General features: G+C 32.1%; 22 protein-coding genes. 12 read left to right on the top strand and 10 right to left on the bottom strand.

All coding sequences use genetic code 11. The features are described from left to right. Nucleotides 1-120: 120 nt before the first annotated feature. Nucleotides 121-648 carry a GNAT family N-acetyltransferase gene (locus tag G7082_RS05185; protein ID WP_166034134.1) on the bottom strand — a complete coding sequence of 176 codons (528 nt, stop codon included), beginning with the start codon at nucleotides 646-648 and terminating at the stop codon, nucleotides 121-123. A gap of 163 nt (nucleotides 649-811) precedes the next feature. On the opposite strand from G7082_RS05185, the gene G7082_RS05180 reads away from it, so the two are divergent. Continuing rightward, nucleotides 812-1,675: an AraC family transcriptional regulator gene (locus tag G7082_RS05180; protein WP_166034133.1), complete on the top strand. Its 864-nt coding sequence runs from the start codon at nucleotides 812-814 to the stop codon at nucleotides 1,673-1,675. Between the two features lie 232 nt (nucleotides 1,676-1,907). On the opposite strand, the gene G7082_RS05175 is transcribed toward G7082_RS05180, so the two are convergent. From G7082_RS05175 to G7082_RS05145, 7 genes are all read right to left on the bottom strand, one after another. Further along, the gene (locus G7082_RS05175) at nucleotides 1,908-2,522 is read right to left on the bottom strand and encodes a hypothetical protein (RefSeq protein WP_166034132.1); all 615 of its coding nucleotides are present in this window, start codon (nucleotides 2,520-2,522) and stop codon (nucleotides 1,908-1,910) included. A gap of 82 nt (nucleotides 2,523-2,604) precedes the next feature. Continuing rightward, entirely contained in the window at nucleotides 2,605-2,940 is a 336-nt protein-coding gene (locus tag G7082_RS05170; protein ID WP_166034131.1) for a hypothetical protein, read from the bottom strand. A 228-nt stretch (nucleotides 2,941-3,168) separates the two neighbouring features. Continuing rightward, nucleotides 3,169-3,486 carry a hypothetical protein gene (locus G7082_RS05165; RefSeq protein ID WP_166034130.1) on the bottom strand — a complete coding sequence of 106 codons (318 nt, stop codon included), beginning with the start codon at nucleotides 3,484-3,486 and terminating at the stop codon, nucleotides 3,169-3,171. Nucleotides 3,487-3,645: 159 nt separating this feature from the next. Further along, nucleotides 3,646-3,918 (bottom strand): helix-turn-helix domain-containing protein, encoded by a 273-nt coding sequence (locus G7082_RS05160; RefSeq protein WP_166034129.1) that lies wholly within the window; start codon nucleotides 3,916-3,918, stop codon nucleotides 3,646-3,648. Then, nucleotides 3,915-4,280, bottom strand: a complete 366-nt coding sequence (locus G7082_RS05155; protein WP_166034128.1) for a type II toxin-antitoxin system RelE/ParE family toxin — start codon at nucleotides 4,278-4,280, stop codon at nucleotides 3,915-3,917. The genes G7082_RS05160 and G7082_RS05155 overlap by 4 nt, the downstream gene beginning before the upstream one ends. 96 nt (nucleotides 4,281-4,376) lie before the next feature. Continuing rightward, nucleotides 4,377-5,291: an alpha/beta fold hydrolase gene (locus G7082_RS05150; protein WP_166034127.1), complete on the bottom strand. Its 915-nt coding sequence runs from the start codon at nucleotides 5,289-5,291 to the stop codon at nucleotides 4,377-4,379. Between the two features lie 98 nt (nucleotides 5,292-5,389). Further along, on the bottom strand, nucleotides 5,390-5,779 hold the full coding sequence (locus tag G7082_RS05145) for a hypothetical protein (protein WP_166034126.1): 390 nt from the start codon (nucleotides 5,777-5,779) through the stop codon (nucleotides 5,390-5,392). Between the two features lie 122 nt (nucleotides 5,780-5,901). Between G7082_RS05145 and G7082_RS05140 the strand changes: the two genes are divergently transcribed. Then, complete coding sequence (locus G7082_RS05140) at nucleotides 5,902-6,345, top strand: hypothetical protein (RefSeq protein WP_166034125.1); 444 nt, start codon at nucleotides 5,902-5,904, stop codon at nucleotides 6,343-6,345. 115 nt (nucleotides 6,346-6,460) lie between these two features. On the opposite strand, the gene G7082_RS05135 is transcribed toward G7082_RS05140, so the two are convergent. Then, a complete protein-coding gene (locus G7082_RS05135) occupies nucleotides 6,461-7,156 on the bottom strand; it encodes a helix-turn-helix domain-containing protein (RefSeq protein ID WP_166034124.1) in 696 nt (231 codons plus the stop codon). Between the two features lie 212 nt (nucleotides 7,157-7,368). Here G7082_RS05135 and G7082_RS05130 point away from each other — a divergent pair, with 212 nt between their 5' ends. Further along, entirely contained in the window at nucleotides 7,369-7,764 is a 396-nt protein-coding gene (locus G7082_RS05130; protein WP_166034123.1) for a hypothetical protein, read from the top strand. A gap of 398 nt (nucleotides 7,765-8,162) precedes the next feature. On the opposite strand, the gene G7082_RS05125 is transcribed toward G7082_RS05130, so the two are convergent. Further along, nucleotides 8,163-9,326, bottom strand: a complete 1,164-nt coding sequence (locus G7082_RS05125; RefSeq protein ID WP_166034122.1) for an MFS transporter — start codon at nucleotides 9,324-9,326, stop codon at nucleotides 8,163-8,165. A gap of 116 nt (nucleotides 9,327-9,442) precedes the next feature. Here G7082_RS05125 and G7082_RS05120 point away from each other — a divergent pair, with 116 nt between their 5' ends. The 9 genes from G7082_RS05120 (at nucleotide 9,443) to G7082_RS05080 (ending at nucleotide 16,761) form a co-directional block, all read left to right on the top strand. After that, nucleotides 9,443-10,327, top strand: a complete 885-nt coding sequence (locus G7082_RS05120; RefSeq protein WP_166034121.1) for a LysR family transcriptional regulator — start codon at nucleotides 9,443-9,445, stop codon at nucleotides 10,325-10,327. Between the two features lie 116 nt (nucleotides 10,328-10,443). Beyond that, nucleotides 10,444-10,746, top strand: a complete 303-nt coding sequence (gene rpsF, locus G7082_RS05115) for a 30S ribosomal protein S6 (RefSeq protein WP_166034120.1) — start codon at nucleotides 10,444-10,446, stop codon at nucleotides 10,744-10,746. A gap of 46 nt (nucleotides 10,747-10,792) precedes the next feature. Beyond that, the gene (gene ssb, locus G7082_RS05110; RefSeq protein WP_166034119.1) at nucleotides 10,793-11,317 is read left to right on the top strand and encodes a single-stranded DNA-binding protein; all 525 of its coding nucleotides are present in this window, start codon (nucleotides 10,793-10,795) and stop codon (nucleotides 11,315-11,317) included. 23 nt (nucleotides 11,318-11,340) lie between these two features. Beyond that, complete coding sequence (rpsR, locus tag G7082_RS05105) at nucleotides 11,341-11,583, top strand: 30S ribosomal protein S18 (RefSeq protein WP_166034118.1); 243 nt, start codon at nucleotides 11,341-11,343, stop codon at nucleotides 11,581-11,583. A gap of 149 nt (nucleotides 11,584-11,732) precedes the next feature. Further along, complete coding sequence (gene rplI / locus G7082_RS05100; RefSeq protein WP_166034117.1) at nucleotides 11,733-12,185, top strand: 50S ribosomal protein L9; 453 nt, start codon at nucleotides 11,733-11,735, stop codon at nucleotides 12,183-12,185. A 26-nt stretch (nucleotides 12,186-12,211) separates the two neighbouring features. Beyond that, nucleotides 12,212-13,573 carry a replicative DNA helicase gene (gene dnaB / locus G7082_RS05095; RefSeq protein ID WP_166034116.1) on the top strand — a complete coding sequence of 454 codons (1,362 nt, stop codon included), beginning with the start codon at nucleotides 12,212-12,214 and terminating at the stop codon, nucleotides 13,571-13,573. 119 nt (nucleotides 13,574-13,692) lie between these two features. Further along, the gene (locus G7082_RS05090; RefSeq protein WP_166034115.1) at nucleotides 13,693-14,985 is read left to right on the top strand and encodes an adenylosuccinate synthase; all 1,293 of its coding nucleotides are present in this window, start codon (nucleotides 13,693-13,695) and stop codon (nucleotides 14,983-14,985) included. Nucleotides 14,986-15,066: 81 nt separating this feature from the next. After that, nucleotides 15,067-15,939, top strand: a complete 873-nt coding sequence (locus G7082_RS05085) for a DegV family protein (protein ID WP_166034114.1) — start codon at nucleotides 15,067-15,069, stop codon at nucleotides 15,937-15,939. A gap of 33 nt (nucleotides 15,940-15,972) precedes the next feature. Further along, nucleotides 15,973-16,761 (top strand): C39 family peptidase, encoded by a 789-nt coding sequence (locus G7082_RS05080; RefSeq protein ID WP_166034113.1) that lies wholly within the window; start codon nucleotides 15,973-15,975, stop codon nucleotides 16,759-16,761. Nucleotides 16,762-16,813 lie beyond the last annotated feature (52 nt).

The following is a 16,813-nucleotide window of genomic DNA, read 5'->3' as shown; positions in this document are numbered from 1 at the left end:
TTATATTAAACAATAAAAAAAGGATGTCAGAATTAGTCTGAGATCCTTTAATTGTTTAAGCATCAGCGTATTCAAAATTTTTAGTAATTTATTGATTGTTTTATCTTATTAAAACGTAGCTCACTTCAAATCAGATCGTAAAATGCTATACATAGCCACATCAACAATACCTCGGTTGTTAAACCCAGCTTGTCTTAAAATGCCTTCAAAACACATACCGGCTTTTTTCATAACGTGACCAGAGCCAGGATTTTCGATATCATGTTCAGCTTCAATTCGGTTAACGTCAGTGTTGGCAAATAAAAAGGCAATGACTTCTGTGAGAGCTTCACTCATATAGCCGTGATTCCAGAATTTTTCACCAAGTACATATCCCATGGTTTTCGTTTTTGTTTTAGGGTTATTTCCAACAACAGCAATGTTGCCAATCAATTGATTCGTTTCTTTTAGAACAATGCCCCAACCTTCTTCTCGACTGTCTTCTTCAGCTGCGAGATATTCTTTTGTCACGTCGATTGAGGTGTGAGGAGCCCAAGTTAAATATTTAGCGACTGTTTCAGAGTTTGTCCAATTCTCAAAGACTTCCTCAGCATCGGCAACAGTCATTTTTCTTAGTGTTAAGCGAGATGTTTCTAGTGTTTTTGTCATGTTATTAAGCTCCTTTTGTTTTTATCGTAGAGGATTATTGGTTATTATAGTATATAAAAAGTAGTTGAGCCAATCAAATTAAATAGACAAAATAAAACAAGATAAGACAGGAACAGTTTATGTTCTTGTTGTAAAATTTAGTTACTTAGAAGGGACAGATAAGATGAATATTATTAATGAATTAGAACAGGCATTGGATTATATGGAGAAAAATCTGTTAACACCAATTACTCATGAAGATGTAGCGAAATACCTTTACATGTCAAATTACCATTTTCATAGAACGTTTAGTTTAATAGCAGGGATTTCACCTACGGAATACATAAGAAAGAGACGTTTATCATTAGCAGGACAAGAAATTGTCGGTTCTAGTTTGAAAATTATAGACTTATCTGAAAAATATTGCTATGAAACACCTGAAAGTTTTTCTAAAGCTTTTACAAGATTCCATGGAATTTCACCAAGTAAAGCAAGAAAAATAGGGAATAATTTGCAAATATACACCCCTTTAAGGATTAAATTAAGTTTAGAAGGAGGTAATGGTTTGGAGTATAGAATTGAAGAAAGAGAACCATTTACATTAATAACAAAAAAGAAAAGCTTTAATAATGAAGTTATTTCTGAAGAGAATAATACTGAAATACCTGATTTTTGGAAAGAATGTGGTGTTAATAAAGTTTTTAATCAAATTGAAAAATATGCAAAACACCCTGATCTTTATGGTGTTTGTGCCCCTATTTCAAAAGAATCTACCACATTTGATTATGGTATTGGAATGTTGTACGCAGGTAATGATATACCTTCAGATCTTGATATTTGGCACGTTAAATCTACTCTTTGGGCTGTATTTAAATGTATCGGAACAGAGCCAGATTGTGTAGCCGAAACTTGGAATAAAATTTTTACAGAGTTTCTTCCAACTTCTAAATATACGATGTTGGATGATAGTGATTTCGAATTATATTCAGAAAATTTAGAGGCAGATTGTTTTTGTGAAATATGGATTCCGGTAAAAAAGAACAATTAAGTAAATTAATTTATCTATGTAAAACTGCTAATGAATTTAATTACTTTGAAGATTAGACATTAACAAAACGATGACCTAAAAAAATAGAGGTTGCTCTTTCACTAAGTTAGAAAAATAGGAACCCTTATTTAAAGGGATTCCTATTTTGAATTTTTGGTAGACCATTGTGACTATTGGCAAGTCTACAGCTCGTTCTAATATTTAATTATGTCTAACGCACTTGTTAAATAGCTTAATGCGTTATATCTAAATCGAAATCAACATAATTAGCTCTTGTTCCTAATGGTAGATTCAATAAATCTTCATGATAATAAAATCTCATATACACTTTATTAGCTTTTTCGACAGATCTATCAGAATGTAAGAAATGAGTATAAATATTTTTTTCGTTTTTAGGAGTAGGGTCAGTAGGAAGTGCTGCATGTTGAAATAGTTTTTCTCCTTGATCGGTTACCCAAACATAGCTAGGTCTACTTACAGGATAATATGGTTCTGTACCTCCAAGGTAATTAAAATTTTTAACCTCAAACTCCATTCGAATAATGTCATCTTTATTTAAATCTCCAAATCCTGAAATATCTTCCATTTTTTTAGTTGTTACTTTAATAAATCTCCAACTTACTAAAGGTTTGTCATCTCTATAAAATATTACTTCTTCATTATTTTTATATGTTTGTTTATCTGTGTGAAATCTATTATCATCAGGTACTTTGGTTAGTTTGAAATCGTGCATCGTTATGGCTTCATCTTTGGTAAATCGTTTCTCTTCTTGTAACAAATACCACCCTATTGTTATTGTAAAGTATGCTATCATACCACCTAAAAAAATTAATCCATATTTTTTCAATAGAAACTTACCTCCCTATCTCAAGTTCATATTAATTTATAATATATCACAATAAATTTAACTTGGTATAATCCATTTCATGTTAAACTGGAAATTCCATTCTAATTTTCATCGCCTGTTTTTTCTCATTAGCTGATATAATCGTATAACTAATTGTATCTACCGAAATTTGTCTAAAATAAATAGTCATATTTTGATATTCAATACTGTGAACAAATTCTTCAAATACTCGTTCAATTTCAATTTTACTTTTATTATACACATCAATAACTAATACATAAGTTTGTTCATCTAGTGATAGTATATAGTCTTTTACATTGTCGATATCTCTCAGCCAAACTTGTATTTCCATACTAATTCCATCTTCTACAATATATTCTAACTGATCATTTAGACAATTAATAATCGAATTATCCAATTTCGAACCCTCCTATTTTGGAATATATTCCACCATTCAATTCAATCTATTTCACATCACTAAAAATGTCTAGAGTAAATAATGGATATGATTGATTTAACAAACTTTCTATTTTTTTTAAATATCTAATTAAATAACCTATAAATTAACTTTTATTATTGGTTCATTGGAACTTATAACTTCAATCACATAATTTAAAGTTAAACTTACAAAGTGTTTTTGTTTTTTTTATTTAGATAATCCGCCACTATTACAATTTAAAAAGTTCCCAAAATCTCCATTAACTATTTCATAAATAACACTCTCAAATCCATCTTCTTTATATTTTTCAATGATTGGGTCATGGAAATGGTTATTAAGAAAATAGCCTTCCTCTACAATTTGAACTGCGTCTGTAAAATCAAAATCTATTGTAACAGTAGTGATATCATCTTTTAAATATTCCAATTCTATTAGCAACCCAGTGTAACCACTTTTAACTTCTGCATAATACTCGTGTCCACAATAAGGTATTGTATCTGAAAATCTGTCTATCCATTTATCCATAGCTTACTCCTTAAAAAAGTATTTATAAAAATAATAACATTAAATTTAACTTAGTATAATCACCAGATATGTGAACCTAGAACGATTTTAGAGAATTAACAAGGTATGTACTCTAATAATTGTCAAAAGCCCTCAGAATCGATTCTGAGGGCTTTTGATTTAATTAAATGATAAAGTTAATTTTTTGCCTGAACGTTCTGCAATCTCATTTAAAATTTTAATAGACGGATTCATATTACCACTCTCTATTCTTGCTATTGTAGATTGAGGTTTACCAACTAGTGAGGCCATTTCCCTTTGTGTCATGTTTAATTCTTCTCTTAATTTCATCACTTGTACAGCAATATCTAACTTAGTTTGTTCTTGCTCATATGCTTCTTTAAATTCTTTATCTTGACTTAATTCTTGAATCATATCGTTAATTCCACTCATAATAGTTCACCATCCTTATATTTATCTCTAATAGACTTTGATCGCTCAATTTCCGTTTTCGGAGTTTTTTTTGTTTTCTTTGTAAATCCATGAGTAATTAAGTATTCATTACCAATCTTTTGAAAATATAAAGCTCTTTGTATATTACTTCCAACTTTAGAACGTAATTCATAAATATCATTATCTAATTTTTTTACCCACTCCATTTTTTGAGCAACTAATAAACCATGTTCTTGCGTTTTAGTGATAGTTGATAACATTTTAGCTTTATCTTTAACAGGTAAAGAATCCATAAACTCTTTAAAATAAGATGTTCCGTCTTTTCTCTTTACATAATCAAATTCTACTTTATTATTTTCCATACTTTTATGATAGCTTATTCGCTATCAAAAATCAATAAAATAACTTGGTACAATTACGATTTATGTTAACCTAGAGCTGTTAGCTTAGTATACTAACTAACAATCATTATGTATGCATATATCAATTATACACTGATTAAATTTTTGAGATTCTTCCCATTGAGGAAAATGTCCTGAATTTTCAAACCATACTAGAGAAACTGAACTTTTAATTTTCTTTGAAAACTCATTGACCATTTCTGATGAAACGTGATAATCATGCCTGCCTTCAAAAAAGTAAATAGGTATAGAAAAATGATCAATTTCTTCAAAATTTATATCCATTAATTCTTTCCAAAAATATTGAATAGATTGATTAGAACCTTTAACACGATGAATTAAGGATTTTAATGAATAAGATTTTGAAAAAAGAAAAGGAAAAATTAATTTTGAGTAATTAGTTTGCTTATACAAAGACCCACCATTTTTTACAATTAGCCGAGTAAGGGATAGACTATCTGCTATTAGAGCTTTTTCGTCTTCAAAATTAATAATTTTTTCAGCTACTCCTTTTTCTTTTAAAAAAGATTGTTGATATTCTATATTTTTTTTCATGTTAATGACTTGCCCAATTCCGATATATTTAAGAATTATTTCAGGATGATTTTGAATTAACTTAATCGCTAGAACAGATCCCCAAGAATGTCCTACTAAGATTACTTTTTCTTGATTAAATCTTTTCAAAAGATAATTGATGAATACAAAAATATCATTGACTATATCTTCAATGGATAACTTACTTGAATCACTGAATTTATAATAAGACAAGCCTGAACCACGCTGTTCTAAATTAACAAAGATAAATTCTTTTTCTAATTCTGAGTTAAATTTTTGAGTTAAAGGAATACAACTATCCCCTGGTTCCCCGTGTAAGTAAAGGAGTATGGGTTTATTAGAATTAGTCTGTTTGTTAATTGAAAAAGATAAATCAACACCATTAATTTTTTGTTTTTCTATTACCGAATAAGTCATAATTAGACACTCCTATATTTAACTAACTATAAAAAGTATAACAGAATTTTAATTTAACATAATATTTAATTATGTTAACAAAAAATTAAAAACAACTATTATTTTTGAATGCTACTTGGATAATGCATACTAACTTCTGGTATCTTTTGAGTTTCATCCATTGTTAAGTATGTGAGTTTTATTCTTTGACCTTTAGATAAATCCAAAGTATTAGGTTTAATTGGATTTTCCATTAATGCAAAATTTAGTTTAATCATATCTCCTTTTTTAAAGGTTTCAGGTTCATAAGAATCTTCTTCAGCTATAATAAAAATATTCATATCTTTTACTTCTTCTACTGTACATTCTAAATATTGTAGATGACTTCCATAGCCACCAACTGATAGATTTCCAAGATCATCTTCTTGATTGTTTTTCTGATAAATAAAAAATCCTAACCAAAATAAAAGTATAATAAGTCCAGCTAAGGTAAAGTGCCTTTTCTTCATAGTTTTAGCTCCTTTTCTTTACAATGATAATATCATAAAAATCAAATTGGCATAATCACCAGTTATGTAAATTAAATAAGATATGATAAAATTAGTAAACTTAAAAAAAGGGCGGTTTTGGTATGAAGAAATCTATTGTTTTCTTATCACTATTAAGTTTCAGTTTGTTTTTGTTTGGATGTAATTCTAATAATAAGCAAGCTGTCGATAGTACCATATCAACTAGCTTGCCGTCTTCTGAAATTAAGAAAGTAAAGCTATCTAAAGAGTATATGATCGGTAAATGGACTTCTACAGAAGAAGATTGGCCTATGGAAATAGACATTTATAAGAACAATGACACTGGGCAAATGCAACTTGATATTATAACGCCTCAAGATTTGGCTGGAACATATACAACCGCAAGTGGATATAGTTCTTATTCAAATGCTGATAATTCTATCCAATATAAATTTTCTCTTGATTTAGATAATCAATTAATAATGACAAAAAAATTTCCAAATATGAAATCTAATGAAGTGGGGGCAGTTCGAGGTTGGCTTTTACAAAAAGTTGAAAATTTATAGTCCTTTAAACAGATATTCAATCGAATCAAAGTAAAAGGCTCTTAGATAAGTTCTGAGAGCCTTTTACTTTGATATATTAACTAATACGTTACTATTTCTTAGTTTACTAAAATTATCAATCTTCAACAGATATATATACGTCCATGTAGGTGATTCCTTCTTTTTCATATATCTTTTCAAAGCAATTTATAATATCTTTATTTTTACCTTGTTTATAATCATTGATTTCCAGATACATCATAAGAGTTTTATACGCATTTGGAATAAGATAAAAAGGTGCTGAAAAAGGTTCCTTTATGGTAATGATTGAATATTGTTGTTGCTTTTGGTTTCTCATCTCTAATTCTTCACAAGATTTTTTGAAATTTTCAGGTAAGATACACGCTGCTTCATATCCATGCATGTTATGTACATTAATTTGCTCTTGAGATACCCAAGGAAAATCCCATCCTATAAATTCAGGATTATTAATCTCATTACGATGAGCCCAATCTCTAAGATGGATTATAGCATCCGATTCTGGATCAGTGCTTACAACAGCGTATCTTACGAAAGAGAATGAGTCCAATGTTTTTACTCTAATATTTGAATAAGCTTCTTCAATCATAGTCACATCTTCTCTCACCAATTGATCTATAGAGCAAGAAAAAAGTTTACTAATTTCTATGATTTTATCGACTTCTGGAAAAGTATTATCAAGTTCCCACTTTGAAATAGTTTGACGAGATACCCCTAACTGCTCTGCTAATTCTTCTTGAGTCATTCCTTTACGCATCTTTCTTAAAAATTGAACATTTTGACCAAAACTCATGTAATATATCCTCCTTTTCTTTATCAATAAATTAATAATAAAGTAAATTAGTCCACAACGACACCAACTTATTATTTCTTTAATATCTTTTTTAGCAACTTAAAGTAGCAACTTCGTATAACTAAGAATAAGCTCCAAGAAGAAATTCAAATAAAAGACCTTCAACTATATAAAAAAAGTGGCGTATAATCAGTTAAAAAGGAGAAATTAAAATGAAAGAAGGGAATGTTTTAAACTCTACCAATAGCTTCACATTGACTATTGACGGAGAGGTATACAATTCAGGCGAAGTAACAGAAATGATCATTACCGAATGTGTGACTAAATTGATTGATAATGACATAGATTTTTTTATTTTAACGCCTAAAATTCCGATAAAAGAAAGTATTTATATGCAAGTTATTTACGATTTTGTTGTTGAAATTAGATTTGAGTCAGCTCTTAATGGAACTAATCAATACTCTTATGAAACGGATAGTAAAGATGAGATTATCAGCCTATTTTTAAATTATTTTAACAATGGCGAAATTCCTGCATTAACCGAATGGGAAAATCTCTCAAAGAAAAGAAGTAAGGGGATATTTTCAAGGCTGTTTAACAAATTCTGAGATTAGGAATAATTTTTCGCGGTTTCTAAGTTGAATACCACAAAAAAATTTTCAAAAAAAAATAAAACTAAAGTATCAAAAGACAATAAAATAAGGGATATCCTCCAATCTAGTTATTCCAAATTGGCATATCAAAACAAGCCAATCTATCCTGTCACCCTAAAACAGCACAAAAAAGCCTCTAGCACGATGCTAGAGGCAAAAAAGGAGTTGTTTATTTACTTTGGAGGAGTAAATAAAATGAAAAAGTTTATTGTTAGGGTTGTTTTGTTGGTATACTTATATATTAGTCTGAAAATGTGAAGATTGTTTGATGAGAGTGATTTCTTTTTATGAAAGATTGTTTAAGAAGAAATAAAGAAATATCTTCCTTCTCAAACAGCTTTGTCAGCAAATAATTATTTATTTAGAATTTTTTTATTAAATATCAAATAAAAAGCTAATATTACTAGTATAAGGAAAGCCATTAACAAATAAATGTTGCGGTAACCTGTCATGGTCACGAGTCCGCCTAAAACAAAAGGACCAACTCCCACGCCAATATCCATAATGGCAAGGAAAGTTGAAGTTGCAAGCCCGATGCGTTCCTCACTAACAGATTTAATGGCAATGGTTTGACTGCTAGAAAAGAAAGTTCCAAAACCAATACCGATAAAAGCAGCAGCAACAAAAATAGCAATAGCTGAACTTGCCGCGCTGAAGACATAAAGCCCTAGTGAAAATAAGAGGAACGAAGGAATCATAATTATATTTTCATTGTAACGATCCATGATGTAACCAGCAATCGGTCTTGAGCAGAGAATGGCTAAGGAGTAAACAATAAAGAACAAACTACCTGCTTTGCTTAAATTAATATCCGCTGTATAGGGAGAAATAAAACTCACAATACTAGAATAAGCAATTCCCATGCAAGCTCCAATAAAGGAAATAAGTAAGACTTTCTTTTCAAAGAAGTGATGTTTTTTAGTTTGTGGCGTTTCACTAGAATGTTTAGTAGGTAGTGAAAATTTAGTCACAAGCGTAGCAATCAAAGCTAGTAATAAGACACTCACAGCTAAGCCAATGAGATGATTAAATGAGTAACGATGTATTAAAAAGATTCCAAGCAAAGGACCAACAGCAGAGGCTAAGGTGGTGCTTAAAGTGTAAAAACCAATACCTTCACCTCGTTTGTTAGCAGGAATGATTTTAGCAACCATAGTGCCCGTTGCCACAGAAGCAATCCCGAACCCAAAGCCGTGAATGAAACGCACGATGAGTAAAGTAAAAATATGATGAGCGAAAAAGTAACCAAGTCCCATAAAGGAGTAAATGATTAATCCAATGAGTAAGACTTTCTTTTCACCGTATTGATTAATTTTGATTCCTGTGAGCATTCTAGCAATAAGTGCTCCGATAATGAAGATGCCACTCGCTAAACCAGCCTGGCTAGGTGAAGCCCCAATTTCAGTCATACTGTATTCAGCAATAATAACGATGAGTAAGTAGTAAACAAGATAAATAATAAAATTGATAAAGCTAATGGTAAAAAAATCTTTTGTCCATATAGATGTTTGTTTCATAATGATCTCCTATCTTTTTTGAATCATGTATTTGATTATAAGTGCAAAAAATGATATATAAAAATATATAAATATGTATATACTGATAACTAAAAAAGTATAAGTAAGGAGAGAGTATGAACTTTACTCATTTATTTTATTTTAAAACCATCGCTGAATCTGAGAGTATGACAGAAGCTGCCAAAAAATTGCATGTGTCTCAACCAGCTCTCAGCAAGATTTTAAAACAATTAGAAGACGAACTAACAGTATCTCTGTTTGAGCGAAAAGGTAGGGTGTTACATCTTAATTCAAAAGGTAACTACTACTTAAAAATTGTTAACACTATTTTTAAAGAACTGGAAGAAGGCAAAAAGAATCTTGTTGAGATGGCGTTAGAAGAAGAGAAGCACCTATCTTTTGGCACACCATCATCCCGTTTATTGGAGCCACTTTTCTCTGATTATGTTAGAGAATCGGCAGAGAAAAGAACCTTTAGCATTAAACATCTATCCAATCAACAAGCAATCAAAGATAAATTGTTGTCACAAGAAATAGACTTCGGCTTATTTTATTATCCAGTTCATCACCCTGAAATTGAAAGTCAGTTACTATGGACGGAAGAAATCCTTCTAGCAGTGCCGCCAGAACATAAATTAGCCAATCGAAAAAGCATTAAATTAACAGAAGTAAAAGATGAGCCCTTTGTTGCGATATCCAATGATTTTAGTTTTGGCAAAATTACCAGAGACATTTGCCTCTCAGCAGGTTTTATCCCGAATATTCAATTTGAGATGGAGAGTTTTGACTTTACGATTCACTTAGTTAATGAAGGACATGGGATTACCTTAATTCCTAATACATGGAAAAATTTATTAACTAATACAATGCCTACCTTTTTAAAAATCGAAGAACCTAAGTGTGAACGCATGATCTGGCTCTTGTGGCATAAAAAAAATAATGATCCAGAGAAAATAACAGAATTTTACGAATTTGCGAAAAAGAATTTAAATAAAGATTAATTGTTGCTTTTAATTAGTATCTATAGTAAAATATTGAAATGTGAGTAAATAGAAATGTTTACTCTCCTTGTTCCTATTAAATTAGGAACCTTTAGTCCATAAGGAGGTGAAAATCAATGAAAGATGCAACTAAATACGAAATTATGTACATAATTCGTCCAAACATTGATGAGGAAGAAAAGACTGCTCTTGTAAATCGTTTCGATTCTATCTTGAAAGATAACGGTGCAGAGGTATTGGAATCTAAGTTATGGGGCAAACGCCGCTTAGCATACGACATCCAAGATTTCCATGAAGGAATCTACCATATCGTTAAAGTTTCTTCAGCTACAGACGCAGCTGCAATCAGCGAGTTTGATCGTTTAGCTAAAATCAATGCTGACATTTTACGTCACATGATCGTTAAAGAAGAAAACTAATCAATTGTTTCACGTGAAACATTAAAGAACGAGAGGAGATCGACAAATGATTAACAACGTTGTACTAGTAGGAAGACTTACTCGTGACCCAGAATTGAGATTTACCTCAAACGGATCAGCAGTAGCAACTTTTAACTTGGCTGTCAATCGTAACTTTACTAATCAAAGTGGCGAAAGAGAAGCTGATTTTGTTAATTGTGTTATTTGGAGAAAACCAGCTGAAACACTAGCAAATTACGCTAAAAAAGGTACTTTACTAGGTGTGGTTGGACGTATTCAAACACGTAATTACGAAAATCAACAAGGTCAAAAAGTATATGTTACCGAAGTAGTATGTGATAATTTCCAATTATTAGAATCACGTAACGCATCAGAACAAAGACAACAGCAACCTGGTGGCTTTGGGAATCAAGATGCAGGAAATAATTTTAATAATTTTTCTCAAAATCAAAATAGTCAATCATTTGGCCAATCTTCAAGTAAAAACGAAATGCCGAATTTCGATCGTGATAGTGATCCTTTTGGAAGCTCATCACAAATTGATATCTCGGATGACGATTTACCATTCTAAAAATAGAATAGGAGGGGCATAAAATGGCAGCTCAACAAAGAAGAGGCGGAAAAAAACGTCGTAAAGTATGTTACTTTACAGCTAACCATATCGATAATATCGATTATAAAGATGTTGAATTATTATCAAGATTTATCTCTGAAAGAGGTAAAATTTTACCACGTCGTGTGACTGGTACTTGTGCTAAACATCAAAGAAGATTAACAATCGCAATCAAACGCGCAAGAATTATGGGTCTATTACCATTCGTTGGTGAAGAACAATAATTTTTAGGAGACATTCATTCTAAATGAATGTCTTTTTTTGTTTCACGTGAAACAGTGAAATGATATATTTGTTTTATGAAACATTAATCTTATGGTAAAATGAAAGGGTACAGACTTAAATTTTAAAGTAGATAAGGAGTGTTTCTTATATGAAAGTTATATTTTTACAAGATGTTAAAGGTAAAGGCAAAAAAGGTGAAGTTAAAGAGGTAGCTGTAGGTTACGCACAAAACTTTTTATTAAAAAAAGGATTAGCTGTAGAAGCAACAGCACAATCATTAAGTGAATTAAAAGGTAAAAATAATGCTAAAGATAAAGAAGATGCAGAAATTTTAGAAGATGCTAAAAAATTAAGAGATGTTATTGAGGCTGAAGATTTTGAAGTGATTATTAAATCTAAAGCTGGAGAAGATAACCGTTTATTTGGTTCAATTCCTTCAAAACAAATCGCCGAAGCCTTAGAAAAACAACACAAAATCAAAGTAGATAAACGTAAAATGGATTTAAAACAACCAATTAAGGCACTAGGTTATACTAATGTACCAACTAAATTACACAAAGAAGTGACTGCTAAGTTACGTGTTCATGTCATTACTGAATAAAAGATAAGGGTAGGGGAAAAACAAACATGGAACTTATCCAACAAGATAGAATACCACCACAAAGTGTTGAAGCAGAACAAGCTGTTTTAGGTTCAGTCTTTTTAGATGCAGAATCAATAGTGGAAGCAATGGAGTACATTGAAGCCAAAGACTTTTATCGTCGTGGACATCAAACCATCTTTCAGATTATGGTTGATTTAAACAATCGTAACGAAGCAATTGATGCGATTACTGTTAAAGAGCAACTTGAACAGAAAAAGATGATTGAAGATATTGGTGGTATTAGTTACTTATCAGAGCTAACTTTGAGTGTACCAACAGCTGCTAATGTGGGATACTATGCTCAAATCGTAGAACAAAAATCACTGCTTAGAAGTTTAATTCAAACGGCAACTGATATTGTGACAAGCGGATTTGAACAAGATGAAGATGTTGAAAGTATTTTAGATGATGCGGAAAGAAAAATTCTTGAAGTGTCAGAAAAAAGAAATCGAAGTGGCTTTTTAGCGATTGCGGATGTGTTGGGAGACTCGATTAACCAAATCGAAAAACGTTCCCAACAAGGAGAAGCTATCACTGGACTACCAACGGGCTATCATGCCTTAGATAAAATGACAGCAGGACTTCAAGCGGAAGAGTTAATTATTTTAGCTGCTCGACCAGCCGTAGGGAAGACAGCTTTTGCCTTGAATATTGCCCAAAATGTGGGAACCAAAACAGATGAATCAGTAGCTATCTTTAGTTTAGAAATGAGTGCCGAGTCATTAGTTAACCGGATGTTATGTTCGGAAGGATTAGTTGAAGCGGGCCATTTAAAAACAGGTCAGTTATCAGATGAAGAATGGGATAATATCATCGTTGCTATGGGTAGTCTTTCAAAGGCTAACATTTTTATTGATGATACACCTGGTATTAAGATATCTGAGATTCGTGCTAAGTGCCGTAAGTTAGCACAAGAACAAGGAGATTTAGGTTTAATCCTCATTGACTACTTACAGTTAATTGAGGGAACGGGTCGCGAGAACAGACAACAAGAAGTTTCGGAAATTTCGAGACAGTTGAAAAAATTAGCTAAAGAATTACATTGTCCTGTAATCGCCTTATCTCAGTTATCACGTGGGGTAGAACAACGTCAGGACAAACGTCCAGTATTAAGTGATATTCGTGAATCGGGATCAATCGAGCAAGATGCGGATATCGTAGCCTTTCTTTACCGGGATGATTATTACCGAAGTGAAGAAGGGGAAGACGAGGAACCACCTGAAACAAACAATGTGATTGAAGTGATTATCGAAAAAAACCGTAGTGGTGCTAGGGGAACGGTAGAGCTACTCTTTATTAAAGAGTACAATAAATTCTCGTCCCTTTCACCTCGTGAAGAGTTTTAATGTTCGTCTTTTAATTATTTATATAAATTTAATAAAAATAATGTTCGATTTTATTGTAAAACAAGTTCGATTTTGCTAGAATAGTTAAGTATTATTGAAAATAAGAATGGAGTGTTTAAATGTCATCAGTTGTAGTAGTAGGAACTCAGTGGGGCGACGAAGGAAAAGGAAAGATTACCGACTTTTTAAGTGAAAATGCTGAAGTCATTGCACGTTATCAAGGTGGAGACAACGCAGGTCATACTATTCAATTTGATGGAACGACATATAAACTGCATTTAATTCCATCAGGTATTTTTTACAAAGAAAAAATTAGTGTGATTGGAAACGGTGTTGTTATCAACCCTAAATCAATTACAAAAGAATTGAAATATTTAGCAGATCACAACATCAATACAGATAACTTAAGAATTTCTGATCGTGCTCACGTGATTTTACCTTACCACATCAAATTGGATCAATTACAAGAAGATGCTAAAGGTGAAAACAAGATTGGAACAACGATTAAAGGAATCGGACCAGCTTACATGGATAAAGCAGCTCGTGTGGGTATCCGTATTGCTGACTTATTAGATAAAGAAATTTTTGCAGAACGCTTAAAAATTAATTTAGAAGAAAAGAACCGTCAATTTGTTAAAATGTTTGACTCAGAAGCTTTAGCGTTTGATGATATTTTTGAAGAGTACTACCAATATGGTCAAGAAATCAAAAAATATGTCACAGACACTTCAGTTATCTTGAATGATGCGTTAGACGAAGGTCGTCGTGTGTTATTTGAAGGCGCACAAGGGGTTATGCTTGATATCGATCAAGGAACATATCCATTTGTTACTTCATCTAACCCAGTTGCCGGTGGGGTGACAATCGGTAGTGGTGTGGGACCATCAAAAATTAACCGTGTCGTAGGAGTTTGTAAAGCTTACACATCACGCGTGGGAGACGGTCCATTCCCAACTGAATTATTCGACGAAACTGGTCAACAAATTCGTGAAGTAGGCCGTGAATACGGAACAACAACAGGTCGTCCACGTCGTGTGGGTTGGTTTGATACAGTAGTAATGCGCCACTCTAAACGTGTATCAGGTATTACTAACTTATCTTTAAACTCAATCGATGTGTTAACTGGCTTACCAACAGTTAAAATCTGTACAGCTTACGAATTAGATGGAGAAGAAATTTACCACTACCCAGCAAGCTTGAAAGAATTATCTCGTTGTACACCAGTCTACGAAGAGTTACCAGGTTGGTCAGAGGATATTACTGGATGTAAAACATTAGCTGAATTACCAGAAAATGCTAGAAACTACGTTCACCGCGTTTCTGAATTAGTGGGTGTTAGAATTTCAACATTTTCAGTTGGTCCAGATAGAACTCAAACAAACGTTTTAGAAAGTGTTTGGGCACAAATTTAAATAAACATAAAAAAGGAGGAGTTAAAAAACTTCTTCTTTTTTTTACTAAAAGGTAGTAAGATGTGTAGAGGAGGTTGTAAAATGACAGAAAAATTTGATTTATTGGTCGATTCGTGTTGTGACTTACCTTTTGACTATTTAGAACAGAATAATGTTCAACTAGTTAGTATGATTATTAATTTAACTCATAAGGAGTATATCGACGACTTAGGGAAAAAATTTGATTACAATTGGTTCATGGAACAGTTAAAGGCTGAAGCAATGCCAAGTACTTCACAAATTAATATTGGGACGTACTCAGATGTTTTTAGCCAATACATAAACGCCGAGAAACCTTTATTATATGTTGCTTTTTCTTCTGAATTAAGCGGCTCACAAAGAAATGCTCATTCAGCTTTGCGACTTCTTGAAGAGGACAATGACTCTGTTTCTGTGACAGTTGTGGATTCAAAAGCAGCGTCCCTTGCAGAAGGTATCTTAATCAAAGAAGTGATCAAGCAAAGAAATGAAGGTAAGAGCTTAGAAGAAGTCTTAGCTTGGTTAGATGAAAATATCAACCGAGTGCATGCTTGGGTGACGGTTAATGATTTAAATCATTTAGAACGTGGCGGAAGAATTTCTAAAACATCAGCGGCTATCGGTAGTTTGGTTAAAATTAAACCAATTATTAATATTGATGAAACAGGCAAACTAGTCAATGTGGGTAAAACCCGTGGACGTAAAAAATCTTTAGACAAAATTGTTTCAGAGACAAAACGAACTATTTTGAATAGTGAAGAGCAAACGATCTTGATTGCTTACGCAGGAGATTTAGAAGCAGCAGAATATACAAAACAATTAATTGAAGAAACGATTCCGGTGAAAGCTGTGGAATTATTGCCAATGGGACCAACCATTGCTAGCCATACAGGGTATGGGGCTATTGCTATTTTCTCTTTTGGAATTGAAAAATAAAAAATCGCTTATTTAGCGATTTTTTTTTATACTTTGTGGCATAATATAAGAGTAGGGGAATTAGGAGGTGCATTTTTTCTGAAAAAGAACCAATCTATCTTATTATTAACGTTAACAACTTTAGCCATTATTTCGTTATTTTTTTCAGTCTATTTGACACGTGTGTTTTCACACCAACGAGCCAGGGAAGCCGAGATTGTTAGAAAAAAAGAAGAGAAACAAAAATTAGCCGCCGAAAAAGAAGCTAGAAAACCGTATGATGAGAAAATGAATGATAAAATCTCTCAAAAAGAATTTAAAAATAGGCTACAAATACCGCTGATTCTTCAAACGGTGGAGCCTTGGAAAAACGAATTCTATGGTGAAGAGGGTAGTGATCCAATCAAAAATACCATTGAGATTAATGGGTGTGCCATTACGGCTTTAGCAATGGTCGGTTCCTACTTAGATAAAAAGGAAGAAACACCATTAGATGTGTTGAAATGGTCGGGTAATCGTTATTACGATCAAAAAGAAGGAACTGTTTGGCAAATTTTTAATGACTATGCGGCAGCTAAGAAGTTTGAATTTGAAGATTTAGGAGATCAAATTTCAGAGGCTAAAAAACATTTATTGAAAGGACATCCTGTGGTGGTGTCTGTAAAACCTGGGTATTTCACGGAAATTGGTCATGTCATGGTCTTATCAGGATATGATGAAAAGAATAACACGTTTTGGGTGAATAATCCAAGTGACTCCGTTAAAAAGAAACATACAACAAGAGCCTTTAAAGAGAGTGAAATTCAAAGTGAAGCTTTGCGTTATTGGGCGATATACAAATAAAAAAAGTGAGATTAATCTTGGATTAGTCTCACTTTTTTGTTTGTAGAAATAT

The organism is Vagococcus hydrophili (assembly GCF_011304195.1).
Taxonomy (GTDB): domain Bacteria; phylum Bacillota; class Bacilli; order Lactobacillales; family Vagococcaceae; genus Vagococcus; species Vagococcus hydrophili.
This window is presented reverse-complemented; position numbering and strand designations above follow the sequence as displayed.

Bases quoted from the DNA above. Each gene is read 5' to 3' on its own strand.
- G7082_RS05185 (WP_166034134.1), bottom strand. From the start codon at position 648: ATGACAAAAACACTAGAAACATCTCGCTTAACACTAAGAAAAATGACT.
- G7082_RS05180 (WP_166034133.1), top strand. From the start codon at position 812: ATGAATATTATTAATGAATTAGAACAGGCATTGGATTATATGGAGAAA.
- G7082_RS05165 (WP_166034130.1), bottom strand. From the start codon at position 3,486: ATGGATAAATGGATAGACAGATTTTCAGATACAATACCTTATTGTGGA.
- G7082_RS05160 (WP_166034129.1), bottom strand. From the start codon at position 3,918: ATGAGTGGAATTAACGATATGATTCAAGAATTAAGTCAAGATAAAGAA.
- G7082_RS05155 (WP_166034128.1), bottom strand. From the start codon at position 4,280: ATGGAAAATAATAAAGTAGAATTTGATTATGTAAAGAGAAAAGACGGA.
- G7082_RS05150 (WP_166034127.1), bottom strand. From the start codon at position 5,291: ATGACTTATTCGGTAATAGAAAAACAAAAAATTAATGGTGTTGATTTA.
- G7082_RS05145 (WP_166034126.1), bottom strand. From the start codon at position 5,779: ATGAAGAAAAGGCACTTTACCTTAGCTGGACTTATTATACTTTTATTT.
- G7082_RS05140 (WP_166034125.1), top strand. From the start codon at position 5,902: ATGAAGAAATCTATTGTTTTCTTATCACTATTAAGTTTCAGTTTGTTT.
- G7082_RS05135 (WP_166034124.1), bottom strand. From the start codon at position 7,156: ATGAGTTTTGGTCAAAATGTTCAATTTTTAAGAAAGATGCGTAAAGGA.
- G7082_RS05130 (WP_166034123.1), top strand. From the start codon at position 7,369: ATGAAAGAAGGGAATGTTTTAAACTCTACCAATAGCTTCACATTGACT.
- G7082_RS05125 (WP_166034122.1), bottom strand. From the start codon at position 9,326: ATGAAACAAACATCTATATGGACAAAAGATTTTTTTACCATTAGCTTT.
- G7082_RS05120 (WP_166034121.1), top strand. From the start codon at position 9,443: ATGAACTTTACTCATTTATTTTATTTTAAAACCATCGCTGAATCTGAG.
- rpsF (WP_166034120.1), top strand. From the start codon at position 10,444: ATGAAAGATGCAACTAAATACGAAATTATGTACATAATTCGTCCAAAC.
- ssb (WP_166034119.1), top strand. From the start codon at position 10,793: ATGATTAACAACGTTGTACTAGTAGGAAGACTTACTCGTGACCCAGAA.
- rpsR (WP_166034118.1), top strand. From the start codon at position 11,341: ATGGCAGCTCAACAAAGAAGAGGCGGAAAAAAACGTCGTAAAGTATGT.
- rplI (WP_166034117.1), top strand. From the start codon at position 11,733: ATGAAAGTTATATTTTTACAAGATGTTAAAGGTAAAGGCAAAAAAGGT.
- dnaB (WP_166034116.1), top strand. From the start codon at position 12,212: ATGGAACTTATCCAACAAGATAGAATACCACCACAAAGTGTTGAAGCA.
- G7082_RS05090 (WP_166034115.1), top strand. From the start codon at position 13,693: ATGTCATCAGTTGTAGTAGTAGGAACTCAGTGGGGCGACGAAGGAAAA.
- G7082_RS05085 (WP_166034114.1), top strand. From the start codon at position 15,067: ATGACAGAAAAATTTGATTTATTGGTCGATTCGTGTTGTGACTTACCT.